The sequence below is a fragment of the Roseburia sp. OF03-24 genome, from assembly GCF_003463035.1.
GTDB classification, from domain to species: domain Bacteria; phylum Bacillota; class Clostridia; order Lachnospirales; family Lachnospiraceae; genus Roseburia; species Roseburia rectibacter.
On record NZ_QSCK01000001.1, the window covers coordinates 36,928 to 61,903 of the forward strand.

Here is a 24,976-nt window from a genome sequence, read left to right on the forward strand (position 1 = left end):
TACCATTCTCCTTTACCAACTATAAACGAATATCAATCGGTGTATACACTGCCTGCTGTGTTGCATTCTGTGCATTTTCCAGAGTCGGTGTTTCTACTGTCACCTGTGTTTCCCCTTTGATATCCGTATTCTTTACGCTGTCTGTCTCCTCTGCCGCAGCCCCCGCAGATTCCTGTGTTTTCTCGGATTTATCAGTATTGTTCTTTGTTGCAGTGTCTTCTGTATTGCTGTTCTCCGCTTTTGCAGCTTCTTCTACTGATTTATTTGCATCTGCAAGTGTAGACATCTGTGCTGCTGTCGCAGACTGTGCCTTTGCCTGCAGCTCTGCCAGTTCTTCTTCCTTCTTCTCAGTATTTCCTTTTCCGGCATCCTGTTTGATTTCAGATTCAAGCACACTGGCACGTCCCTGTATCTGTGTTGCCATACTTCCCTGCACCTTTGCCTGTTTCATGGAAGAATCTGCGGAGATCATCGCCTGCATACTTGCCTGTGACAATCCGGTGTCTTTCTTTTTAGAAGTGTTACTTGTTCCAGCCACCATATCATCCATAGATGACGAATTTTTACTCTGCTGTTCCTTTCTCTGCTCGATCTGGTGCTGTCTTAACTGCTGATTGAGATTGTTAATCTCCTGCTGTATCTCCTGACGCTTTTTCATCTTATCCTCTAATGACATTTCTTCATTCGATGATAAATCCTGTAGCTTCTGCTGTGCATTTGCAATCTGATTCTGAATATTTTTACTTACAGAATCATTCCCCTGTGTCATTCCCATTGTTCCTGTCTGCGTATTTGTCCCACTAAATCCATTGATTCTCATTTTAATCCTCCTTGTTTTGCGAAGCAAAATCCGAGTCCCATGGCGAGGAGAGGATTTAGCCTCCTTGTTTTGCGAAGCAAAATCCGAACCCCATGGCGAGGAGAGGATTTGGCCTCCTTGAGCTTAAATTCTGAAATCCGTTTCCTAAAAAATCTGTACAACATGATTTCTCTTTACTGATTCTTTCGGCATATCTTTCTTTACAATAAACAGCGATGTTGTGAACCGCCCTTTTTTTGTTGTGAAGCAAATAAAAAACACCTCGAAGGTGCTTTTTGTCCTTATTCTACCTGTAACATAATACTTAGAACCACTTCCTGATTCTCCTGCTCTAAAGATATATCTCCCATATACATCCTTGCAACCCTCCGGATATTATGCAGTCCAATTCCATGCTCCTTCCCGGATTTCGTTGTTTCCGGCAGATCACTGTCCTTATAATTTAACTCTCCCTCATATCTGTTCTTTATGGTTATCATAAAAATACTGTTTTTCCGAAAAGAAGAGATACTGATATAAGGATTTTCTCCACTTACATTTTCCATGCAATTATCCAGTGCATTGTTTAAGATCACGCTTAAATCAAATGCATTTAATTTCGTATCCCCCGGATAATGAAAATCTGATATAAAACGAATCTGCTTTTCCTTTGCTTCTCTTAACTTTTCCATCAGAATCACATCAATGACAGGACTCCCCGTTTTTATCTCAGGAGATATTTCATTCCACTCCTTTTTCAAATGCTCCATATATTCTGCTGCATCATCCATATGATTCTCTGCCACAAGATGTTCCAGCATCTGTATATGATTCCCCATGTCATGACGCAGGCTGCGGATATCCTGATACAGCTTTTCCACTTCCCCGATATGCTTTTTCATATTACTGACCTGATTTAATACCAGCTCCTGACCTGTCTGTTCTTCCTGTGCCACCTTCCAGTTTTGAAACATCGTAGTCATAACAAGAATTGCTATGATAGAGATAAAATAATGCACAAAGCTTAAAGCTCCATAAAATCCATAGGTATCTGTCAGGCTCTTTCCTGTATCTTTTTCATAAATATTCAGATAATATTGCAGAATGCCATATCCTGTAACTCCCACAAGAGAAGGTATGATGAGCATTACCAGCTCTTTAACGTTCATTTCATCATTTTTGTATACATATGCTTTATTGATCAGACCGATTGCAACTGCAAGGAAAACGATACAAAGCACAATATCCAGAATTCTCGTTCCAGCATAAAGTCCATATTGCAGCCATTGTCTTCCTGCAATCGTATTCCCAAAAACCAGAGCTTTTGTGATAAAATCATCCAGTCTGTCTGCCATTGCAACCGCAAGCCAACGGATAGAAAAAAATGTCACTGCAAGAAATATTTTCTGATAGATGTTTCTTCTGTCCTGTATATACATCACAAGAAATGCAGCCACAACCCCCAGCATATATGCAGAAAAATTGCCAATCTGCTGCGGTATCAGATACAGCACAGACATAATTCCAATATAAACAATACTGACCAGAGCAGCTTCCCTTTTCTTTTTCATATATGGATATACAAAAACACCAAAACAGATTCCTGTAATAATCAAAATTGCAATAACAGAAAACTTCGATGTGATCATCCAACATCTTTCCACTAAACTCATCTGACTTCATTTCCTTTCCTCTGGTTATACTTCAGATACCTCCTCACAAACTCCGGATAATTCTTTTTTGCAATCAATGCAGTTCCATTTTTCATAGTTACACAAGTTGCATCATATTTTTCTACATATTTAAAATGCACAAGATAGGCTCTGTGTGTTCGGAAAAAATCTGTTCCTGCCATATCACTTAATTCCTGTAATTTACCATAGTATTCAATATCCGTACTTCGTGTATGGATAATAACTTTCCGGTTATACACCTCGGCATACACAATATCACGCAGAAAAATCTTTATATGACTTCCGGCGGTCTGTACCATAATATACTTTTCGTCTTTTTCAAGTCTGGAACTCCTTTTTATGTTATGGACTGCCTTTGTCACAACCTCTTTCAATTTCTCATCGGAAAATGGCTTAACCAGATAATGAAATGCTCCGACATCAAATGCCTGAAAAACATACTCCTCTGCTGCTGTCACAAAAATGAGTATCATATTCTCATTGTCCTGACGAAGCATCTTTGCCGTTTCCATCCCATCCATTCCCGGCATCTGAATATCCAGAAAAAGAATATCCGGCTTACTGCCACTTGCGATCAGTTCATCACCCGATAAATATTTATCTATAACCGCATCCGGCAATAACTTTTTTATCTTTTCTTCCAGTATCTGAACCATAGATACTTCATCATCACAGATAGCTATTTGCATTTTGCCACTTCCTTTTTGTCTGATAAATATATTTATTATATCGGACGAACAGATTATATCTGCCACAGTTGTTGTGAAATGACCTTTTTTTGTTGTGAAAAGAGCAGTAAACCATTATTGGTTCACTGCCCTGTCTTTTAGTCATGTCTGCACTATTAAAGAAATGAAATAAACTCCTTCATTGGTATACGCTGGGATTCGTGTCTATTTGCATCTGCTTTATCTTTTAACTTATCGGAATACTACTTTTATCTAGAGTAGTAGTAATTTATGAACTCAATGCCGCTACCAGCGATGAATATCTTTCCGTTTTTTATCTACTATTTACTAAAACGCAATCAACAATCTAAATCTGCAAATCAATAGTATTTCCTTCATTATTGTTCTTTTCCTTTGATTCCTCTGCGGATATATCTGCCTTTATTTTGCTATAAGAAACATTTCCTTTCGCTTTTTCGCCATACTCTTCCTTCAAACGGGCTAACTCATCATTATAAATTGATGTAAACACTCTTGCTCTTGCAAATTCTTCATCTGTACTTATAGCTTTCCAGTTTCTTGACTCTGGATTATAAGAAAGCGTTTTATTACCTTTTGAATCCCAAAACATACATGCAGCATTCATTTTGCCACCAGTTTTTTTCATGCTTGATTCATATATAGCCTTTCTATCAGGAGATACTGTTTCTCCATGCTGCATACACAATTTTCGGTAAGCATCATCATCCCTTTTTCCAGTAACAAATTCTTTTCTTGCAAGTTCTTTTATTGCTTCGTCAAATTCTTCTTCTGACATCGCAGGTTTATCTCGTTTTGTCATGATAGTATCCCAGTTCGGTTTTGTAAAGTTAATATCCACAGGCTTAAATCTTAATGAAAAATTGCCATAATCACATTGTGCTAACGGATCATTTGAACTTGCTTTTTTCCCGAACATCTGCTGAACCATTTGAGCATATTGCGAATAATTATCTCTTGTTATCTGCATAATATTATTCCTCCATATTGGCATATATTTCATCTGTTCCAAATTCACTAAATTGAAAAATCAAACCTTCCGCCGATTTTATTCTCCTCCGGTTTAATGGAATCCCAGTCAATGTTTTTGATCTTATCCAAAAGTTCTTCTTTTGAATTTGCCTGAACTGTAGTTTTTCGTACTTCGATTTGCTTGGACTGTTCCTTTTTCTTTGCCTCTTTTTCTCCTCAGCTTTCTTTTCCTGAATCTTTTCAAGATATTCTTTCTGACTGGCTGATGATTTTTCCAATTGTGCAAAGAAGGTTGTAGTTCCGTCACTATTAAAAGAGATGCCAAATTTTGTTATTTTTGTATCAGCATCTACACCACCGTTAGTCTTACCAAATGCTCTTTCAAAGCCGAACTGGGCATTGATTTCATCTGACATACGCAAAGCTCCCTCAATGCTATGCATTTTTTCTGCATAATATTTCGGATCAGACGCCATCTTCTCCATTTCTTCCTTTGAGAAAATAACCGTATACTCCTTATCACTTTGGGCTAAAATATCTTTGGCATTATCACCATTTTCAAAATCGGCAACCATAAAATCCATGTCGTTTCTTGATCCACGCAAATTCTCCAGCATTTTTTGTGCCGCTTTACTGAGATTTTTTTCAGCGATGCTTTCAGTCGTATTTTTCTTTAATTTCGTATTTTCTGTTGTTTGTGCTGTTTCTTTTTCTTATTTGCTGTACCAGTCTTGTAGTTGTTCTGGTAACTTGCATAAGCAGCCGTGGTTGTGCTTACATTCATTGACATATCCGTTGTCCTCCTTGTACATATCACATCGTAAATCCGTTTACCTGTTCTTTTCTATATATCGGCATAATTGTTTCGATTATGAATCTTATCATAAAGTTCTGGACTTCACGTGAAAAATCAAAAGTGCCACCTGGCACTGCTCCTATGCTCATTTTTTCCTTGCGCACAATATTTATTTTATGCTCTGGCTTCAAAAGATGGTCTATCCTGATCCAAATAATCCGGCATCTCTCTCAATTCTGAACTTCCATTCTCTTTTACGAAATTATATTCGCTCCAATAAATAGAATAAAATTCATCTTTTTTTGCAAGTTCCGCTGGTGTCATCTCATAGCCCCAGCCATTTCCAAGATTAGATAATACCGTTACTCCCTGATACTGAATTTCAGCACCATAACCACCAGTAGTTAGAATTGGACAATTCAATGTTCCTCCTCCCGCCAGTGCAAACTTCTTTTCAGCAAAATTACTGCTTTTTCCTTCTGCCTTCTCCAAAAAATCCAATAATGATAATTCTCCACATCCTTTGCATTTCGAATTGCCAGTTTGTTTTTTTATAGTATTTTTAGCCTGTTCATATAATTGTTTTCTATCAGGTGCAACATCTGATAGATATTCTGCCCGTAAACCAAGAACCTGTCTGGAAATATATTCGTACTCTGTCTTATTTGCTGTCGTAGCTGCTCGTCGTGCCAGTTCTTTAATTTCACTAACAAATTCCGCATGCGTTTTTGAACTTTTCCCTTTTGTTGGAATATAAGACCAATTCGGTTCTCCGTTACTGCATGAGGAAATTAATTGCTCTTTTCCAACAGTTCCTATACCTGACAATGATATACCCATTAACTCAACTCCTTATGTGACACTTCATAATCACCAAATATGTCATTAATTCTTGTTTCATATGCATACCACCGTGTAAATACAGACATATTCCCCAGGAAATTTTTAACTTTAGAGGTATCTTCTGACTTCGGATAATAATCTTCCATCAAATCCCAGACATTACAAATTTCCCCTTCCGATCCGGTGCGTAACGTCTGAAATGGAACCTTTAAATCGTAATTATTCTCTCCGATTGTTATTTTCAGATTTCCATTAAATTTATTGTCCTCTGTAAAAGATGTTACCTGTTCCTTGAAAAACATCTTAAAATTCTCAGGCGGTATCGCTGATTCCTTTGCCAGACTGCTCCTGCCAGCCTGATTTCTAAACTCAAAATTCCATGTGCTGTTAAAATCAAAACCACCATCTAATGTAAGACTGGAATTTGCTTCGATTTTATCACAGTCAATCTCATCCAAATCCCATTTTTCGATCATTTGCTTGACAGATTCCCTCAATGCCGCATTGGTTTCATTGCATTGATAGTAATAATCTGAATTATAATAAGTCCAGTCACTGTGACTATCAGAATAGTATTTCTCATTCAATGCTTTTCCTTCCTGATAGTTTGCCTGACTTGCTGCCCTTGCATTTTCTTTTGCAAATACCTCATACATCTCACTTACGATTTGCGTATTATCTGCTTCATTGGTTCCGGATGTCTGATGCTGACTTGTCCGATAGGTACGCATGGAAGTACAACATTCCTCAAAATAGGAATTAAGTTCACCCCTGCTCACCTTTCCGGCATAAAAATTGGTCATATGACTGGATATATCTTTCTGCATATCATAGCCAAAAGAATCTCCGAAGTTACTCTTGGGCATCCCTGTCACTACATTAAATTTTTGATAACAGTCACATACATATACCAGTGGTTCTGCCATATATGGATTTATATTTTCATTTTCCTGAACCGCACATTCCGTACTAAATTGAGGGATATTATTCTGCTTACGTTTATTATCATACGGCACGCCATTCACAGAATAATTAGCATTAATCTGCATAGTGCAAGTCCTCCTTATTAATCACGTGACACTTTATAATTAACATAATCACCGTCACTTTCATAATGACTCATTAGATTTTTTGTTTCCTGAACATTGCCATACATTGCTCATTCCCATATAAGACACATTATTAAATCACACATTTTACGCTTTCATATCGAAGTTGCCTTGTGATATTATGTCTTCGTTTATACTGCCAGCCTTTTCTTCACTATTTAATGCTTTTCTCGCCTCACTAAATGCCTCATAATATGTCATTTTTAATGCTGAATGAACCTGTGACTCTGCTTTTGTTTCTTTTTTCTGCCAGCCTACTCCCCCTGTATAGGTCAAAACTTCTTCGCCATCTTCATTGTATACATGAATTGCCGAGCCTGTCCCTGTTCCCTGATATTTTGCCTCATAAGGTATTCCAAACAACATACAGAGCCATTTTTTGTCTGCTTCCTCAACTTCTTTCATTGCTGACATATTACCTGAATTCATTGATTGACTAAACTTTCCAATTAAAGCAGCTCTATTCGGGGCTACTTTGCTTACTTCCGTCTTTCTCAAATTCATAAATGCATTTCCCATATATACATTGTCCTGTGCATCTTTTTTTGCCAGATCAACAATCTTCTCTTTTAAAGAATCCGTTAATTTCCATTTGTTTTTTTCAGAAGATTTAGAAACATTTTTATTCGATGTGTTCCACACTTTTGCTGTGCTATAATTATTTGATATTTCCATTTAATTGAATCACCTCTCTGTTCTGTCATTTATGTAATCATACAATTCCTTATATGACAGATAACCTGATAAGTTGTTCGAATCATATTGTAACTGCATAAATTCTTTAATCATGCTCATATAGTCTTTCTTTTCATTTATGCTGTCAGAATCATAAGTGATGTTGCCATTCACACCACCAGCCGCATTCATGAAATCTCCAAAAGCATTTTTCGTAAAGCCTTCTACATCACTATATGTTGTATATGCAAGCATTTCCAAATAACTTGCATTTCTTGGATTAACACCATTTATCTGTACATTTGTATCTGTGTAATTTCCTTCTTTGTCCCAATATCTTACCCTGTATTCCGGGTTCGCCGAATCATATGTATCTGATTTATATACAGATGCACTACTGCCATCCGGAAATCCTATTGCTGTTAATGCATTTCCACTATCTCCCGTTCCCGACATATGTAATGTAATATTAGAAGATGTACTACTTACATTTGATAACAAACCAGAATTCATACCGTTTGCTTTCGCAGTGTTTCTTTTTGTTCCTGTATAATAATTTGAATAATTATAACCGTTAATTCCTGCTATACTCATTTTCGTTTCCTCCAATTATTTTCATTCCTCTGTCATTCGGAATCTATTCACTCTCCATAGCATAATAATCCCAAATACCATTAAGCATTTTCCGATCACCATCTGATACATTCAGATTTAGCCTTAAATCTTTCCAATCACCCGAATACTGCTGCGATAATTTCTGGTTATCCGACTGGATGGCAGATAAAAATGCCTGATATGCCGAATTTTGGATAACCCCCTTTTCTTTAGATCTTGCAGTATTCTCCTGGTTCTCACCTATGTTCTGTTCATTTGCTGTCTGTTCACTTCCTTTATGGTAAACTACCGATGGGGTAAAATCCTGTAATTCTGACCAGATTTCTGTTGAAGTTGCCATAAAATTACTGTGATTTTCATATGCCTGATTCAGCATATCCAGTTCTTTTTCTTTGGTTAATTCCTCAATTTTGCCCGATTCCGTCACATAATACTCTTGCTCATAATCTTGTGCCGCATATTTTTCTTCAATGCTGTTTTTCATTTTGTTATATGCTTTTGCCATTCTGTTTACATGATGTTCAAAAGTATCTGACTTCACCCCCTGTGTCGTATCTTCCTTTGCAAATACCTCTGTTACTTCATTTTCAAACCGATTGACATAATCCATAAAACTAACTGATGATAAATGCTTAAAGATTTCCTGCCCTGTCTTTGAAATAGAAAGTGTATCTGTGTACTGTGTCATTTTCTTTTCTAAATCTGCCGGAATATTTTGCTTTGTATTTTTTCTGCTGTTTTGTTCGATTGCAGAATATGTAATATTCATATTATTATAAATCTTCATAACTGGTCTCCCCTAAAAGCCTTACCTGTACTCATATATTCACTTGTTTTCGCATTAATCTGTGTCCCTGCATTATCAATTATTTTTTGATTTGTTTTTTGGGCTGAAGCTATATAGGATTTCAAATCAATACTTTTGTCAACATTTGTATTATGTGTTCTTCCTTTCGTATTTTTTACAAGCTTTTCCTTTCCTGATGCGCTTATCGTTAAAGTATCTCTTGTACCGCTGCAACCTGCATCTTGACTTCTTGTAGTTTTTCGTTGTTGCCCATACAGCGTATTAATGAATGACTGATTGGTATAAATTCGACTGTTAAAAAAAATATTCATAATATCACCAATATCCTTAATATAACTTATATCATGTTCCATTCTTTTATAGTTTTATCGGCACTATTCTTCTCATATTTTATACGCTCTGCACCAACTACGATTTTTTTGCACCAACTACGATTTGAGCACAAAAAAGGACGAAACCGCCCTTTTCATGAATTCAGAAACAAATCTGCTACAAATCTGTTTCCATCCTGTTTTAATTGTAAATCCCCATCATACTTATCTATGCTCTGTTTCACATTTAAGAGTCCTATCCCTCTGCCTTTTCCCTTATCTGATACCGGCATACGTTTTTTCCATTTTACCTTTCCACAACTGTTTTCTATATGAACTACCGTCATCTTATGATAGGCACTGATTTTAATAAAAATGTATTTGTCTCCGTCAGCATTTGCGGCAGCTTCAATCGCATTGTCCAGCAGATTCCCGAAAATAGTTGTTATGTCTATCGGCTCTATGTAAGATAATTCTACATTGTCTATCTTAATGTCCGAATGTATCCCTTTCTCCTGCATGACAGCATTTTTATCTGTCAGCAGAATGTTCAGTATCGGATTCTCTGTGTAAGATATAGGAATCAGTGGTGCCAGTGTACTTCTGATTGCCTCTGCATATTCGCCAGCCGTATGCTCCCTCTCTGTTCCATACAAATTCTCGATAGCCCTGATATGCTTATCCACATCATGTAATATCCGTACTGTCTGACTATATTTTTCATTCTGTGCAAGATAATACTCATACTGCATTTTTGCCTGTTGCTCCAATGCCTTTACGCGGTTTTCATAGTATCTCTTTTCGTCTGCCATTTTGACATAATACAAAAGATACAGGTCAGCCAAAACGATGCAACCCATATTTACCGCTGACAGATAGCTTTTCTGTCCATCCCTGAAATTCTGCACAATCACAAGCATATTGACCAGACTGTAAAAAAGCAGGATTCCATATATGATATATTGTTCTCTGGAACAGGCTACCTCTGTCCTTTTTATCAATCTGTTTATCAAAACATAGTATAGGAAAATCAGCACTATCTTTGAAAATGTCACTTCCAGACAATATTGCATGACCACATCAATATTTGATATTCCACAAATCTGCAAAAAACAGTGTAACAGAAGCACTCCCAGCGTTTCACATACAGACATACATAAAACCAGTACTTCACACTCAGTGATTCTACGGATTGGTCTGTCTGCATCTTCGTAATACAGAAAATATACCGTTACACCAACTCCAACAAACCATATCAGCAGATTCAATATTGCAAAGTTCAGCATATTTATGCCAAATGCAGTGATTCCCATCGCTATCTCTGCTGCTATGTACAAAGTTTTATTGCTGTAACTTTTCTTATATCTTTCATTCATAAATTGAAAAAGAATTGTACAGATAATAAAACAGGAAAGTCCATTACATATCGCAAGTAAAATCTTATCCATCTTCTATTCTCTCCTCTGGGTTTTCTGCAAAAATTTATTCATTTCTTCCCGGAAATCAGAGTTTCTTTTTTGTGCAAGGGACAGTTCTTTCCCATTGTCCAGATAAATATGAAATCCCTGTATCTTCTCAATATGTCTCAGATTTACAAGACAGCCTCTGTGATTTACCGCAAAATCATATGGTTGTAATTCTTCCACAAGGTTTTCAAATGTACATTCACATTCATATCTGCAATCTTCCAGAATAATTGCTGCTTTTCTGGATCTTTTTATGTACTCAAAATATAATATCTCGTTTAATTTCAAACGCACACAACCTGCTTTTGTTCCTGATTCATCTAGTATTTCAAATTCCTTTTCTATTTCCGGACATTTCTCCTGCCCCAGAATTTCCATAATCTGCGTTTTCATTTCTTCTTCATTGATCGGTTTACACAAAAAAGAAAACGCATGTACCTTATTAATCGCCTGTGCCATGTATTCTTCATAACTGGTAATGTATATAATTTTTATATCATGATTTTTTTCTTTCAGCTTTCTTCCGAGCGTAATTCCGCCCAGTTCTTCCATGGAAATATCCAGTATTCCGATATCAATCTTGTCATTATTGTTCAGCAGCTCATTCGCCGATAGAAATGACCGAATCTGATATTGAACCTGATATTCTGAAAGAATTTTATCCAGCATCAGCGCCGCTTTGTCAAGATCTTCCTTATCATCATCGCATATTGCTACTTCTAACAATCCATTCTCCTCCCTGTAATAACTTTTATTTTTCTATTATACCATATCGGCACTTTTTATAATTGCCGATATGGTATGGTCATCAAAATTATTTTTACCTTCCCTCTCTGCCTCGTTTCCTTGTACCCTGTCTGCCATATGCCTTCGTTCCATGGTATTTCTTTCTGGCTTCCAGTTTCTCTAAGAATTCATCATATACACTCATCTTATAACGGATACTCTTCATCTTAGCCGCACCATATCTCATCCTGTTCTTATATGCTTCAAACTCCTGTGACGTGTCCTCTGTTGGCGGCGGAAGCTGTCTGACACGCTCATGCATTGACATCTTCGTATAATCTGGTGGTATCTCCTGCTCTTCTTTATGGGAAGTCGGTTCTGTCTGTTCTTCTGATGCTATTCCCTGCCACTCCCGATTAAATTCATCAAACGCAGCACCATAGAACACTTTCTCCTCGTCATCACGAATGTTCTCTTTCTCACAGAACCGGTCAAAGCCCTCATATACACTGATATCCCCTTCTGTCTTTTCATATTCCTTTTGAACACTCCCTGCTGTATCTATACCGACACTTTCCTTAACATCAGATATATCCCATTCCGCATAATCATCATATCTTCCAGATTCCTGTTCAATATCAGCCTTTATGCGTTCATACTCCAGTCTGCTCTTTTCCTTCTTTTTCAGATATTCTATGCAATAGTTGTCTTCTGATTGGAGACTCTAGAAAAAGTGACATGATTACTGCAGAGATCGTCATGCAGGCAATCAATAATAATGAGATTTAGCAGTAAAAGCAGGGCAGCCTGCTTTTATTGTATTTTCCCTGATCTCTTAATCTGCATCATTTTTTATGTCGATCAGATAACTTGCAGATGTTGGTGCAGACAATCTGCGGATGCATAACAAATAAGATCTAAATCAGGTGCATCTAATTTGACGGACAACATTATATTCTCTGATCTTCTCTGTCATAATAAAATCCTCTCTTTCTTAAATTGCATACTTTTCTTTTACCTCTTCTGCTGTTGGGAAAATTCCGGTATCAACATATACTTTGTTTTCCCCGGCAACTACCTCTGCGATATGCGTATCATTATCTGCCATAAGCAGTTTTTCCGCTTTTGCACTCGCATTCTCCAAAGCTTCTTTTATCTCAGCCTCCTGCACCTTTGCACGGATTGCTTTTGTTTTTGGCATGAACTTTGCCCTGCGCCGCCTCTGATACATGGCATTGCGCTCACGAAGTCTTTGTTTTTCCTTTATTTCAGCCAGTTCTTCTTCCGTCAGTTCCTGTGCCGGAAGTTCCACTTTACCGATGAAGTTAAGGTAAATCTCTATCTCCATCACACGCTCGCCATCAATCTTTTCCGCTTTGTGGACAAGTATCTTATCCACAAATTCATTGATGATGACAGGTGTTAATTCCGTGATATCCGTGTATTTATGGACTAATGCCAGAAATTCCTCCGTCCGGTCTGTATCCTCGTCATACTGCGTAAGCTGCTCCCTGCATGCCTTAATGGACTGTTCCAGTTCTGCCTGTTCTTTTTCATACCCTGCCGATAGCATTTCATATCTTTTGTCAGGCAGTCTGCCAAGGGCATTGTCCTCATACACTTTTTTAAGAAGGATATCAAGCTCTGCATACCGCTTCTCCTGATGCTTTAACGCAGCCTTCAGCTTCTTCGCCTCACTCTGTTCCCGGATTTCTAATGCACTGCGGATGCTTTCGACAAATGCTCTCTCATCCATCCTTACACTTTTACACGCATACTGAATGGTTTCAAGCACAAACTGGTCAATCACCTTTGCCTGTATATTGTGCGAACAGCAGACCTTTCCTGACTGGTCATGGCTGTTATTATAATTGCCGCAGTTATAACAGGCTGGAGTTGTTCTGACACTGCCATCCGGCAGTCCTCTCCATTTTCTTCCGGCACGCTTTCCCTCATTACGATAATGCATCTTTCCACCGCAGTCCGCACAGAAAATCTTACCCACAAACGGATTTGACTCGCCCTCTGTGTTTATCCTGCGTTTGGTCTTTCTAAGCTCCTGCACCATATACCATGTTTTTCTGTCAATGATCGCCTCATGGGTATCCGTAAAGACCACTATCTCGTCACTATCATTTTTTACAGCAGTCTTATCCTTATAGGAAAGCTTCTTTGTACGGAAATTCACTGTATCTCCCATATATTCCGGTTTTTCAAGCATTCTTACGACACTTACTCCTGCCCATTCATATGGCTTTGACATATCACACCGGTTCTTATCTTCCGGATCTTTGATATATCCGTATGGCGGATTGTTGGTAATTGGTTTCCCGTCCCTGCCCTTTGCCTGCAATACCGCCTTTATCTTGCGGCTGCAGTCACGCAGATACCATTCATTCATGATATTTAAAAAAGGGGCGAATTCGCTGCTGGTGTTAATATCACTGTCAACACCATTAGAGATAGCAACGAAATGGACACCTTTTTCCCGAAAGAATACCTCCGTGTAAAATCCTACCTGTAGGTAATCCCTCCCGACTCGGCTCATATCCTTTACAATGACTGTGCCAATGCTTCCGTCTTCAATCTGTCGGAGCATTTCCTTCCATCCCAGTCTGTCAAAATTTCCACCGGAATATCCGTCATCTGTAAAATGCACCAAATCGGTATATCCATTACTCTTTGCATAGTCCTCCAGCATTTTCTTCTGGTTCACTATACTGTTGCTGTCTCCCGCAAGCTCATCGTCCCTTGAGAGTCGCTCATAAAGAGCAGTTATTCTGTTTTTCGATTTGTCAGTTGTCTGTCTGGTTCTGTTCATGCCGAACTCCCTTCCGGCAACTGACTTATTTGTGGTAGCTCTATCTTATCATAATCCGCTTTCTCTGTCAGCACCTCTCTTGAAATAATGTGGGAAATCTTGCCCGAAAAGGTATCTGTACTGTTTTTACTCGTTAATACCCTGATTTTGTAAACTGTCCCACCAATCCTGCGATAAAAAAATCCAGCTTCACATGAGCCGGACTTTCTATCGCCATTATTTAGTTTTTCTGCCTCCATAATCAATCCTTGCCTTTCTCTCTGATAAAAATTATAATTGTTTCATGCTTCCGCTTCGTGTAACCGAAGCTTTTGTTTATCCATACTTCATATCCTTTTTGCTCCTTTCTGTAATTGCTTTAGTGATAAAAAGAATTACTCTCTTCACTAATAGGAGAAATACGGCTACAAAATCGGAAGTGTTTTGAAATTATTTTTGAAAAAATTTTTAAGGACTGATTAAATTGCCAAAATATGAGGAACTAAAAGCTTTCCGCAAACAAAACTTAATACCGGAATACAACGATTCTTCCAGTGAGAAAACTATGCTGCACAGGGAAGCCCGTGCATTGGCAATCAGCCGTCTTGAAGAAACTGCACGAACCGAGGAAGAATTTGCAAATGTTATATCGTGGTGGGATAAACTTGATGACAACAGGGAACGCAGAGAGCGCTACCATGAAATCGGACGCTCTGAAGTACCGCTTGAATGGCACGCCTCTGATTATATCCTGCCCGGTAATGCCAACTATGATATGGTGCTGTGGCAACAGATACTTGCCGGCGATTTTATTGATTATATCTTTGATGAGCCGGATTACATCCATGAGCTTGTACGCAGTCAGGATTTATGCCTGATATTAAAGAATATGAAGGAACACCAGAAACAGCTTTTGTACTATGTGATTGTCCGGTCATACTCCACTCTCCAATACGCTGAGCTGAATGGAAAGACTGACCGCAATGTGCATGGTGTAAGGGAAACTGCCATAAAGCAGATAATAAAGAAATATAAGACTGCTATTGAAACAAGGCTGCTTCATCTGCCTTGGACACTTACATTGGACGAAAAATATTTTCTTGAAAATGGGGCAAGAACTAAAGACGAAAAGAATTCTGAAAAACAGTGACTATGCTGCCTGAAATATATAACAGGGTAATATGATACTTTTAATGTTTTGTCAAAAAAAAATTGCGTTGAAATTTCAGAATGATAACCCTTGACCTATAATGTGTAATCGAATAGAATTGTTAATAGATTACAGTTTCTTTATATAGAAGTTATACGAATTGAATTTCAGACGATTGCTCTGATTCCAGTTAAATCAGATTGGAGTCTTTTCATGAAAAATCTATTTGAACATACCAGTTCCCCATGGATACGGTACAGTAGTTATGAATACAGCACTGCCGAAGATGGAACATTGTATATTGTAGTATCTGCGGATGCCAAACCAGAAATGTATAATCCTATGAAAGATGCAGAATCACTTGTACTGGATGCTGTCAACATCGGTTTGTAGGTCATGCATAAAGCGCCTGAAGATGAACTGAAAAGTATGGTACTTCGTTTCATCAATTCCTACGGATTTTTAGGCTTTATGACTGCACTTCCGACAACTGCGGAATTTATCACCTATGAATCTGTATATCTTCCGAAAAACCACTTTATTAAAGAAGAATCTCTATCAACAGAAAGTTATCTCGATTACTTTTATCCGTTTGATAAGATGGATTTTCATAAAAAAGGGATAGAATCCAGTTGGTCAGTATCTGACAGGAATGGCATTGCAATCGCACTTGCAACGGGAAAGAATCCACAGGCTGTTACGATGAGTTTTCAGAAGGAATATGCAGAACGCTATGACTGGCTGGTGAAAGAATTTTCCGACTGGGCATTTACCTTTACCACAAGTTTCTTATATTATATGGACTACGACAGTCTTGATGAACAGACAAAAAACCTGTATCGTCAGGGTATGTCTGCATTTGGCGGAATATCCCCGACTTACCATATCTCATTAGTGGAAAATGCCCCGGTTATCGTATGGAACTTCCATTCCCTGCTCGTCATGATCCAGATGTGCTTTTCTTTTATGCTTACGGATTCTGACTGCGATATGGAGCTGTGTAAGCACTGTGGCAGGGCATTTATCGCAAGCCGTAAGGGAAATGAGTTCTGCTCTCCGAAATGCAAGAATCAGTATAATGTCTATAAGACAAGGGTTAAGAAAAAAGAAGAATAGCTCCAATATACAAAACAAAGACGGCAAATCATCAACAACTTGTTGACGATTTGCCGTCTCTTATTTTTGCTAATGATAGTTACGCCATTGCAGACTCTCTCTTCTTAATAATCGCCTCAACTTCATCAACACCTGTTTCAGCTACATCTGCGATCTGATCCAATGTATAACCCTTTTTATACATATTCAGAATAAACTTTTCGCTTGTTTTTTCAGTAGCTTTTTCAGTAGCTCTTTCTTCAATTCCTGTACTCAGATTACACATAATTCTCACATCCTCTCTGAATTCTTGACTGATTGGAATATTATATTCATGTTCTATAATATCCAATTTTTCCTGTTCTTTCAATTCACTTGAAAGTAATGCTCCAATCAACCGGTGCATTTCATATTTTTCATCATGTTCCGGAATCTCATTTGTGATTCCTATTAACACAATGTTTAACAGATCGAGATTACCTTTCCAGTTACATGGTTTTAACATCTCATCTTTTGTCAAATGGATGTGGCTTAAGCTGTTATCATCCATGTTCATACATATCCATATGCTGAATACCTGCTTAATGTCGTCGTAGTTAGTATTTACAAAATCTCTTTCCTTTTGTGACGAAATCAGAATACCTCTGTCGCATTCTGCCATATTTGCCAATCTGATAATTGCTTCCATCTTCCAATTCCAAATCTGGAATCAATACATCGCCTTCCCAATGATATGTTAACTCCATACGCTGCTCCTTCCTTTGTGCTAAATGTTTACAGTTTCAATTAAAAGAGTATCACCTTCTTAATACAACATCTGCAATCTATCATTCACCACAAATGAGCCAGCCGCCTATGTTGTGTTATATCCGCGAACAATGAGCCAAGCTGACACGCTGGCGTGTCAATTTGGCGAATGTCGCGAGAGTCAAATGCTTGCATTTGACTAGCAGATGGAGGTTTCCGCTAAACAACACTGTTTTGGGAAATCTGACATCTACACTTCACAACATATCACTTCATTTCCGTAAGCCTGTGCCGTATCGATATGACGGTATCAAGGCTGACTGCCGCTTTCACTGCCTCTGCTGCCGCATTGTCTTCAATAAACCATGTTCCAAGTCCAAGCTGTGGAATCTTTACACCATTATTTAATGTTATCATTTTATCTGTCATCATGAATGATACCTCCTTTTTCCGAAGAGCATATTCCATGAAGTGAACTTCAAGTCAAGTATTTTCTTTCAATTTTTTCACTTTTTATTTTTCAGATACTTTTTTGTCTGCAGCCTTGCATACATACATATTCCGATCTGCCGCCGCGATCACATTTTTTAACTTTTCATGTTCGCCAATCGAATAACCGACTGCTGCGGTGATCGGTATTTCACAGTCCACCTGCACGGCTGCAAGTGTCTGTTTCCAGATTTTTATCATCTTTTCTGCCGTTTCACCGGTTCCTCCGGGAATAAGTGCAAGCATTTCATCACCACCGTACCGGAATGCCATACCGGTGTCACCTAAAGCAATCCGTATTGACTGCGCTGTTTTTACGATCATCTGGTCGCCTGCAAAATGCCCATAAGTATCGTTCACATGCTTTAAGCGGTTAATGTCCCAGTAAATAACAGCGATCTGCTGGTAATCATACGTCCTTTTCTCAATGATCGAAAGAAGTTTATTTTTATTATAGAGTCCGGTCATCTCATCCGTTGCAGCCTTCTGCTCCATCTTCATTGCACTTTTCAATGATTTCCGTATCACCTTGTTTACAATGTTCGATACAAACACAAATGAAATCGCCATGAGACAACGCGGCAGTACATAATATAACGCAATCGTCATACCCGGATCATCGTTAACCTGATTCAATAGAAAAATACCGTTTTGTGAAGAATTATCTAAAGAGCTCGTGGTAAGCAGCACCATATTTGCATCACAAACACCATAATAATACCCGGCATAAGTGCTGACTATAATCGAAAAAACCGTAAGCACAAATGTATAGATGGATAGACGTTTCGACGTATACATGCCTGCTATGATGATCGGCACCACAATAATAATGACCATGTGATACGTCAGTGAAATACTGGCAGCCATGATAATGAGGCTGATCGATGTTATACTGACATACTTTGTCAATGGATGCTCAAGTCATAACAACAGCAAAATCACAATATACAGGACAGCTAAAAAGCACCCGGTAAAATAACCTCTTGCAAAAATCGTTTTATCAACAATAAAAATTCCAGCGCAGTTTAACAACATTTCCACAGAATAGACAGCAATGCAGAATATAATAAAACGGAATACATAAATATTCTGTGTCACATTCTCTTTTTCATCATCTGGATCTTTACTGAATAACTTATGTATGGTAACATCCCATTTTTCCATTCACTGCACCTTACCCTTTCGGCTGATACCGGATATCCGACACATGATACACCGTAATAAATGCTTTCGGATCTTCATGATTCATATAATTCATTAATTTCTGATACTCATTTTTATCCACGATGGTAATAATCTCGTTGCGTTTCTGCATATTGTAAGCACCGATTGATTCATAGATTGTTGCCCCGCTGTGCAGATCATTGATGATAAAATTACGGAGTTCCTCTTCCTTCTCTGTAATAATGCATACACGGCGTTTGATATTATAATCAAAAATGAAATGATCTAAGATAATTCCATTAAAATAAGTTCCTAAAATACTGAGTACCACTGTCTTTTTATCATAAACAAAGGCTGCTGAAAGTGCAACACACATTCCTGATACAGACATTGCCCTTCCGAGATCCATATGCAGATATTTATTCATGATCTTTGCCACGATATCGAGTCCTCCTGACGATGCGTTACGGTTAAATAAAATACTTAACCCCACACTGACTACTAAAATATAGCATAATACATCCAGTTCCTGACTGTCTGTCATCGATCCGAAATCAGGAAAAACTCTTTCAAATACACCTAAAAATACCGGAAGCATGATGCTTGTATAGACAGTTTTCACTCCAAATTCCCTTCCACAGGTAAAAAAGCCGATGATAAGAAGCACCACGTTCAAAATCATGGTGATCGCCGACAACGGCAGCTGAATGAAATTTGAAAGCACGATTCCAAGACCGGAGATACTGCTGACAGATGCATGACTTGGCACCAGAAAAAAATACACTGCCGCCGCAATGATCGCCACTGCTGCTGTTAAGATCGCAGTCTCCTTCATAATCTCTATATAATTCACTTGTTTTTTCATAATGCTCCTCATTTCCATGCAATTTACTGCTAAGATATTTGCCAATGCAAATTGCTGTTTTTCTGATCATACTAGGTTTTCTACTTTGTTTTCCTTTGATGAAACACGGGATTTTTTATCAGCATTACGATCAAAGGTATCACCATGATGATCCATGTGACCGGTTCTGTCCAGATGACACCCCAGTAACCGAAATACCGGACAAAGACCGCTGTAAACACGATCTTACATATCATTTCTATAAAACTTGAAAGTATCGGTGTCTTATAATCTCCCACGCCCTGCATCGTATTCCGCAGGATCACGATCCACACACAGACCATTTCAAAGAGCATGTCCACCCGCAGATAGGTCGTTCCCCAGTACAAGATTTCTGCATTCTGTGTACTTGCGATAAAACTGACCAGATAACCGGCAATCGTATACGCCATGATCATTACCATCACTGCCCAGCCACATCCGAGCAGCAACGCTGCCTTTAACCCGGAAGTAATCCTGTCATATTTTCCGGCACCATAATTCTGCCCGCTGTATGTTGCCATGGTAGAACCAAGTACTGTGACCGGGAGTCCCCATATCTCGAATATTTTTCTTGCCGCTGTATGTGCCACGATCACAGATGTTCCAAGTGTATTGATCCCGGTCTGTAAGATCAGTGTTCCAAGATTTACAAGGCTCGACATCATTCCCATGGAAAGCCCGCCGGACAGCATCGCAAATACTTCTGATTTGTTCAGTTTAAAATGTCTGCGCTCCACCTGAAGGATTGGGAAATGCTTTTTGATATGTATCACACAGAGTACCACCGATACGACCTGCGAGATCACAGTCGCCACTGCCGCTCCGCCAACGCCCATGGAAAATACCAGAATACATACATAATCTAAAATCACATTCAGCACCGCCGCTAAGATCAAAAAGATCAGTGGTGTCATGGAATCCCCGATTGCGCGCAGGACATTTGCACACATATTATAAGCAAGCGTTACGAACATGCCGAGCACCAGAATACTGATATAAGTATACGCCATCTCTTTTTGTTCTGCCGGCACATGCATTACCGTAAGAAGCGGTCGTAAGAATACAAACACTCCTGTTACCAGTATGGCTGCCGTTATAAATCCTAAGAGAATCGTTCCCGCAACACTTCTTTTTAATTTTTCTGTGTCTCCTGCTCCAAAATACCTTGCAGTCACAACCGAAAATCCAAGTGTCATTCCATTAAAGAAACCGGTTAACAGGTTATAAAGGATTGAGACAGAACCGACTGCTGCAAGTGCGCCCTCGCCAAGCGTGCTCCCAACGATTTTTGTATCGATCAACCCATAAAAAAGCTGAAATAAATTGCCTAAAAACACCGGAATCGCAAACTGTAAGATCAGTTTTACTGGTTTTCCATCTGTCAGATTTGCACCATTTCGTTTCATTTTATTTTTATCTCCATATTAATCTCCATTCTTGCGCTGTTTTTTCAATAAAAACAGCGTTTTTATTTGCATCACAAGTTTGTGAGAAGCACAAATCTTGCGTGTGAAAAATGTATTTTTCACACTATGTTCTTCATATTATCTGAAATCTCCGTCCTTTTTTCTGCTCTCAAAATAAATAAAATGATCGATTGCATCTAAAATATCGGAAAAATCTTCCTGCGGCGCAAGGTCAATATAACGTTTTAAAAGCTCCTCTTCCTGATCTTTGTATCTTCCATAAAAAATATCATACAGGTTATGCCCGCGCAGATAGATTTTTATCTCCTCCATATGTTCTTTAATGTCGGATACACTCTGCATCTCATATCCTAATACTTCTGTCAGATGTCTGCCACTGCTGAGACGATACAGATATTCCTTCCATTTATCAAACAGCGTCTCATAAAATGCCTCCTCAGATGCGACCACTCCGAGTTCCGCCATCACTTTCGGATTAAAGAAATAGTTTTCAAAGGAATAATATTTTAAGATCAGAACATTCTCCGGTCTTACCTTTGGCAGTGTGTCGACATCCTCTAAACTCCGCTGTTCATAATAACGGCAGAGCTGTTTTCCTAATTCCATCCTGTCTTTTCCATCTCCGTCACGTATCATCAGAAACTGGTCACGCAGATAGATCTGATTCATATATTTCAGATTGGCATAAGTTTTGATATTTGTACAACTGTTTGTCGTGATGATCGCAATTCTTGAAAGTTTTCCATTTTCATCATAAGTCTCTGAATAATACTTCCGGATCAGAAGCGGCAGACGGCTCTTATCCTGCTTGCCTTCCACGATAAATACGAAATTCACATTCATCAGATCATTTGCCGTATAACCAAGGTCTTCAAGGATCGCACTCACATCCGTCTTTGCACACATCTTTGAATATCCTTCGCCATCTAAAACAATCTGTCTTATCTGCCTGCTGTTAAAATTTGCCAGCAAATTCGGCGAGTGCGTGGAAAAAATCACCTGATTTTTTCTGGACAGACGGTATAAAATCTCACCGGAAACCTTCTGAAGTTTCGGGTGAAGAAATATCTCCGGATCTTCGATCATAAGAATACTTGGAATCCGCCCTTTCGTCCCCGTATAAGTCTCAAGTAAAGACAACATATAAATGCTGCGCATGCCTTTTCCCATCTTCGCTACCGGTCTGGTCAGATTCTGCGCCGGATTATGGATCTCCGTCGTAACTTTTAACATCCGCTCCACATCGCGGTTCATGGAATAAAGGATTTCATCCTGTCCGCCGTTCTTCTTATAATTCTGGTTTACTTTTTTCGCAAATTCATCCAGATTCAACTGGTAAAGTTTATAATCTAACAGCTTTGCTGTCTCAAATGCATCCAGCTCTGCAGGCGACTTTTTCTCGATCAGACCAATACAGGAAAAACAGTGGCCGCATTTTTTTGCCTGATTAAACATACAGGTGTCCGCGCGCATCCGCTTTAACAGCTCATCCTCCTGAAGCATTAAAAGATCTCCCTGAAGCTGATTTAGATCACGCTCTGCATCCAGATAGTATATCTTTGGAAATATCTGTGGGATGCAGGAATTATTTTTGTGCTCCTTATCCTGATACCGCACCCATCCATCCCTGTGCGCGATAAAGGTAAACTGCAGCGCACCGCCTTCTTCGTTATTTTCTTTTACCGAAAAAGAAGGCAGCTTTTTGCAGAAATCTTCAAACCATGTCTCATATCTTTTATACTGGCTGACCACGCCATTCTGATGCAGCCATTTCAGATCTTCATCCAAAAATTCCAGTGACAGATCCATCTCGATATTGGCGCTGTCCCCGTCAAAATCTTCCGAAGAAATGCGATAGTCTCCAAAAGCCGCACGGATCGCCTCTAAGATTGTCGTCTTTCCGGTATTATTCTGCCCTACTAAGATCAGCGCATTTTCAATGTTATCGATCTTCATCTCATGGATTGCTTTAAAATTTTTAATATGGATACCGGTCAGCTTCATTTCCGTCTCCCTTCCTGCATCATTCTTTTCTTTTTTATTTTAACACCGAAATACCCGTCCGTCATCCATCTTTTTCCTTCCATAACTTATCAGTCATATTAAAAAATATAGTATGAAATATAAGTTCTTCTTTACAATGTTATAGCAGTGTGCTATAACAGAACTTGTCAAAACTAATATTTCATATTAGCAGAGTAGAACTCTGTGCGTTAAGTGCCATGTGAACAGGGAGTTGTCACACGGACGAAAAACAAAAGCAATGCTTTTGTTTGCGGTACAGAATTCGCATCCCGCTGCTGCATAAAGGTATATGTCTCCTCTATGCGGTTTTAGGAAACTGCTAAGGAAGGAGGCTTTTTTTATGAAAAAATTAAAAGAACTGTATCAACAATCACTAAAAGAGCTGTGTCGCACAAAGACGATCGTGCTCTGTGGACTCTTAGCTGCACTCGCCATCGTGCTTAGTCTTGTGGCAAGTATCCAGCTTGGTCCCTACATCAAGATCGGCTTTTCCGGTCTGCCGAACCGCATTGTCGAATTTTTGTTTGGTCCGGTTGTCGGATGCCTGTTTGGCGGTGCACTTGACCTGTTAAAGTATGTCTTAAAGCCGGATGGTCCTTTTTTCTTTGGATTCACCTTTAATGCCATGCTTTCCGGTCTGATCTACGGCAGCCTGCTCTACCGTCGTCCAGTCTCCATCAAGCGTATCGTGATCGCCGAGTTTTTTGTAAAGCTGGTCATCAACTGCGGTCTGAATACGCTCTGGATCTCCATGCTTTACGGCAAAGGATTTATTGCACTGCTCGGCCCGCGTGTGATCAAAAACGTGATCATGCTGCCGATCGACAGCTTTATCTTATTTTTCGCCCTGACTTACGCCAGAAAAATCGCAGCACAGTTTGGATTTTTCACAATAACAACAGGTGCCAAAGAGCGCGCCTGACAGGAATCCGATTTCATTAAAACAAGAACAACTTCTGCCCGTAGGGCTTTTTATGTAATAGGGAAAGACACTCCTTCACTACTCTGTGAAAGGGTGTCTTTTTAAATAATATCGGATTCCATACACATCTGCAAGCAGCCATCCGATCGGGATTGCCACCCAGATGCCGATCACTCCTATTCCGGCTATTTTCGGCAGTGTGTATGCCAGAAGAACTCTTGTTCCAAGTGAAATGATCGTCAGTATCAGAGACATTTTCGGAATATTCACCGCCCGGTAATAACCGTAAAGCATAAAAAGTACACCGATTCCGATATAACATGCCCCTTCAATCCTTAAATAGGTCACTCCGACTTCTATGATTTCTTTCTTACCCGCTCCCACAAATGCAGACATTACGACCGTGCCAAAGCTGTTTACGACGGATAACATATATGATAATAGATCATCAGTCCCACTCCCGATATATACTGGGAAATGGTCGTCGCCTCTGCAGTCCCTTTGATTCCCACCGCTGCCATCGCATCCGATCCGATATATCTGCCAACGATCCAGGTATCTGCCAGATTATAAAACTGCTGCATGACATTGCCAAGCATGAGCGGCAGTGCAAACATCCACAGCTTCGATGTGATATTTCCTGTTGTAAGATCCTGCTGTAACATACTAATCTTCATTTTTACACTGTTTTAAGCACAAATCTTGCGTGTAAAAAATGTATTTTTCACACTATCCTCATTTTTTGCTGTT

General features: G+C 39.0%; 30 protein-coding genes, 1 pseudogene and 1 riboswitch. Of the genes and pseudogenes, 4 read left to right on the forward strand and 27 right to left on the reverse strand.

What is annotated here, in order from left to right:
* Positions 1 to 19 precede the first annotated feature (19 nt).
* The 17 genes from DXA60_RS00180 to DXA60_RS00255 form a co-directional block, all read right to left on the reverse strand.
* The gene (locus tag DXA60_RS00180; protein WP_117918503.1) at positions 20 to 820 is read right to left on the reverse strand and encodes a FlxA-like family protein; all 801 of its coding nucleotides are present in this window, start codon (positions 818 to 820) and stop codon (positions 20 to 22) included.
* Between the two features lie 281 nt (positions 821 to 1,101).
* Positions 1,102 to 2,472, reverse strand: coding sequence for a GHKL domain-containing protein (locus DXA60_RS00185; protein ID WP_117918505.1), 1,371 nt, complete (start codon positions 2,470 to 2,472; stop codon positions 1,102 to 1,104).
* A complete protein-coding gene (locus DXA60_RS00190; RefSeq protein WP_055193281.1) occupies positions 2,469 to 3,182 on the reverse strand; it encodes a LytR/AlgR family response regulator transcription factor in 714 nt (237 codons plus the stop codon). The genes DXA60_RS00185 and DXA60_RS00190 overlap by 4 nt, the downstream gene beginning before the upstream one ends.
* A 346-nt stretch (positions 3,183 to 3,528) precedes the next feature.
* On the reverse strand, positions 3,529 to 4,170 hold the full coding sequence (locus DXA60_RS00195; RefSeq protein WP_241070957.1) for a hypothetical protein: 642 nt from the start codon (positions 4,168 to 4,170) through the stop codon (positions 3,529 to 3,531).
* A 4-nt stretch (positions 4,171 to 4,174) separates the two neighbouring features.
* Positions 4,175 to 4,789 (reverse strand): DUF6033 family protein, encoded by a 615-nt coding sequence (locus DXA60_RS19035; protein ID WP_442969706.1) that lies wholly within the window; start codon positions 4,787 to 4,789, stop codon positions 4,175 to 4,177.
* Positions 4,790 to 5,142: 353 nt separating this feature from the next.
* Positions 5,143 to 5,808, reverse strand: a complete 666-nt coding sequence (locus tag DXA60_RS00205) for a hypothetical protein (RefSeq protein ID WP_117918507.1) — start codon at positions 5,806 to 5,808, stop codon at positions 5,143 to 5,145.
* Positions 5,808 to 6,860 (reverse strand): hypothetical protein, encoded by a 1,053-nt coding sequence (locus DXA60_RS00210; protein WP_117918509.1) that lies wholly within the window; start codon positions 6,858 to 6,860, stop codon positions 5,808 to 5,810. The genes DXA60_RS00205 and DXA60_RS00210 overlap by 1 nt, the downstream gene beginning before the upstream one ends.
* 17 nt (positions 6,861 to 6,877) lie before the next feature.
* Positions 6,878 to 6,967, reverse strand: a complete 90-nt coding sequence (locus DXA60_RS19855) for a DUF3879 family protein (protein ID WP_408639572.1) — start codon at positions 6,965 to 6,967, stop codon at positions 6,878 to 6,880.
* Positions 6,968 to 7,007: 40 nt separating this feature from the next.
* Positions 7,008 to 7,595 carry a hypothetical protein gene (locus tag DXA60_RS00215; protein ID WP_117918510.1) on the reverse strand — a complete coding sequence of 196 codons (588 nt, stop codon included), beginning with the start codon at positions 7,593 to 7,595 and terminating at the stop codon, positions 7,008 to 7,010.
* A gap of 9 nt (positions 7,596 to 7,604) precedes the next feature.
* Positions 7,605 to 8,189: a hypothetical protein gene (locus DXA60_RS00220; protein ID WP_117918512.1), complete on the reverse strand. Its 585-nt coding sequence runs from the start codon at positions 8,187 to 8,189 to the stop codon at positions 7,605 to 7,607.
* Between the two features lie 43 nt (positions 8,190 to 8,232).
* Positions 8,233 to 8,997, reverse strand: a complete 765-nt coding sequence (locus DXA60_RS00225; RefSeq protein ID WP_117918520.1) for a hypothetical protein — start codon at positions 8,995 to 8,997, stop codon at positions 8,233 to 8,235.
* Positions 8,994 to 9,329, reverse strand: coding sequence for a hypothetical protein (locus DXA60_RS00230; protein ID WP_241070956.1), 336 nt, complete (start codon positions 9,327 to 9,329; stop codon positions 8,994 to 8,996). Before DXA60_RS00230 ends, DXA60_RS00225 begins: the two co-directional genes overlap by 4 nt.
* Positions 9,330 to 9,484: 155 nt before the next feature.
* The gene (locus tag DXA60_RS00235) at positions 9,485 to 10,777 is read right to left on the reverse strand and encodes a sensor histidine kinase (RefSeq protein ID WP_117918541.1); all 1,293 of its coding nucleotides are present in this window, start codon (positions 10,775 to 10,777) and stop codon (positions 9,485 to 9,487) included.
* 3 nt (positions 10,778 to 10,780) lie between these two features.
* A complete protein-coding gene (locus tag DXA60_RS00240) occupies positions 10,781 to 11,521 on the reverse strand; it encodes a LytR/AlgR family response regulator transcription factor (protein WP_117918543.1) in 741 nt (246 codons plus the stop codon).
* 94 nt (positions 11,522 to 11,615) lie between these two features.
* Complete coding sequence (locus tag DXA60_RS00245; RefSeq protein WP_117918545.1) at positions 11,616 to 11,969, reverse strand: hypothetical protein; 354 nt, start codon at positions 11,967 to 11,969, stop codon at positions 11,616 to 11,618.
* A gap of 546 nt (positions 11,970 to 12,515) precedes the next feature.
* The gene (locus DXA60_RS00250; RefSeq protein ID WP_241070955.1) at positions 12,516 to 14,342 is read right to left on the reverse strand and encodes a DUF4368 domain-containing protein; all 1,827 of its coding nucleotides are present in this window, start codon (positions 14,340 to 14,342) and stop codon (positions 12,516 to 12,518) included.
* A complete protein-coding gene (locus DXA60_RS00255) occupies positions 14,339 to 14,581 on the reverse strand; it encodes a transposon-encoded TnpW family protein (protein WP_117918546.1) in 243 nt (80 codons plus the stop codon). Before DXA60_RS00255 ends, DXA60_RS00250 begins: the two co-directional genes overlap by 4 nt.
* 224 nt (positions 14,582 to 14,805) lie before the next feature.
* On the opposite strand from DXA60_RS00255, the gene DXA60_RS00260 reads away from it, so the two are divergent.
* The 3 genes from DXA60_RS00260 (at position 14,806) to DXA60_RS00265 (ending at position 16,587) form a co-directional block, all read left to right on the forward strand.
* Complete coding sequence (locus DXA60_RS00260) at positions 14,806 to 15,471, forward strand: sigma-70 family RNA polymerase sigma factor (RefSeq protein WP_117918548.1); 666 nt, start codon at positions 14,806 to 14,808, stop codon at positions 15,469 to 15,471.
* Positions 15,472 to 15,684: 213 nt separating this feature from the next.
* On the forward strand, positions 15,685 to 15,864 hold the full coding sequence (locus DXA60_RS19860; protein WP_330414579.1) for a hypothetical protein: 180 nt from the start codon (positions 15,685 to 15,687) through the stop codon (positions 15,862 to 15,864).
* Positions 15,865 to 15,867: 3 nt separating this feature from the next.
* A complete protein-coding gene (locus DXA60_RS00265; protein ID WP_330414580.1) occupies positions 15,868 to 16,587 on the forward strand; it encodes a hypothetical protein in 720 nt (239 codons plus the stop codon).
* 79 nt (positions 16,588 to 16,666) lie between these two features.
* Here DXA60_RS00265 and DXA60_RS00270 read toward each other — a convergent pair whose 3' ends face one another.
* The 8 genes from DXA60_RS00270 to DXA60_RS00305 all read right to left on the reverse strand — a co-directional run bounded on the left by DXA60_RS00270 (position 16,667) and on the right by DXA60_RS00305 (position 23,283).
* Positions 16,667 to 17,116: a hypothetical protein gene (locus tag DXA60_RS00270; protein WP_243006705.1), complete on the reverse strand. Its 450-nt coding sequence runs from the start codon at positions 17,114 to 17,116 to the stop codon at positions 16,667 to 16,669.
* Between the two features lie 46 nt (positions 17,117 to 17,162).
* Positions 17,163 to 17,312, reverse strand: a complete 150-nt coding sequence (locus DXA60_RS00275) for a TnpV protein (RefSeq protein WP_330414581.1) — start codon at positions 17,310 to 17,312, stop codon at positions 17,163 to 17,165.
* A 268-nt stretch (positions 17,313 to 17,580) separates the two neighbouring features.
* A complete protein-coding gene (locus tag DXA60_RS00280; protein ID WP_330414582.1) occupies positions 17,581 to 17,745 on the reverse strand; it encodes a hypothetical protein in 165 nt (54 codons plus the stop codon).
* 81 nt (positions 17,746 to 17,826) lie between these two features.
* Positions 17,827 to 18,711, reverse strand: a complete 885-nt coding sequence (locus DXA60_RS19040; protein ID WP_241070953.1) for a GGDEF domain-containing protein — start codon at positions 18,709 to 18,711, stop codon at positions 17,827 to 17,829.
* Between the two features lie 12 nt (positions 18,712 to 18,723).
* On the reverse strand, positions 18,724 to 18,966 hold the full coding sequence (locus DXA60_RS19045; RefSeq protein WP_241070952.1) for a hypothetical protein: 243 nt from the start codon (positions 18,964 to 18,966) through the stop codon (positions 18,724 to 18,726).
* A gap of 10 nt (positions 18,967 to 18,976) precedes the next feature.
* On the reverse strand, positions 18,977 to 19,831 hold the full coding sequence (locus tag DXA60_RS00295) for a YitT family protein (protein ID WP_117918550.1): 855 nt from the start codon (positions 19,829 to 19,831) through the stop codon (positions 18,977 to 18,979).
* Between the two features lie 80 nt (positions 19,832 to 19,911).
* Positions 19,912 to 21,258: an MATE family efflux transporter gene (locus DXA60_RS00300; protein WP_117918553.1), complete on the reverse strand. Its 1,347-nt coding sequence runs from the start codon at positions 21,256 to 21,258 to the stop codon at positions 19,912 to 19,914.
* Positions 21,259 to 21,396: 138 nt separating this feature from the next.
* Positions 21,397 to 23,283, reverse strand: a complete 1,887-nt coding sequence (locus tag DXA60_RS00305; RefSeq protein WP_117918555.1) for an ATP-dependent nuclease — start codon at positions 23,281 to 23,283, stop codon at positions 21,397 to 21,399.
* Between the two features lie 188 nt (positions 23,284 to 23,471).
* Positions 23,472 to 23,581: riboswitch (THF riboswitch) on the forward strand.
* Positions 23,582 to 23,644: 63 nt separating this feature from the next.
* Between DXA60_RS00305 and DXA60_RS00310 the strand changes: the two genes are divergently transcribed.
* Positions 23,645 to 24,226, forward strand: coding sequence for a folate family ECF transporter S component (locus DXA60_RS00310; RefSeq protein WP_117918557.1), 582 nt, complete (start codon positions 23,645 to 23,647; stop codon positions 24,224 to 24,226).
* A 78-nt stretch (positions 24,227 to 24,304) separates the two neighbouring features.
* On the opposite strand, the pseudogene DXA60_RS19865 reads toward DXA60_RS00310, so the two are convergent.
* Positions 24,305 to 24,592, reverse strand: a pseudogene (locus DXA60_RS19865) (MATE family efflux transporter); the annotation flags it as partial.
* A 50-nt stretch (positions 24,593 to 24,642) separates the two neighbouring features.
* On the reverse strand, positions 24,643 to 24,891 hold the full coding sequence (locus DXA60_RS19870) for an MATE family efflux transporter (protein WP_330418357.1): 249 nt from the start codon (positions 24,889 to 24,891) through the stop codon (positions 24,643 to 24,645).
* Between the last annotated feature and the right edge of the window lie 85 nt (positions 24,892 to 24,976).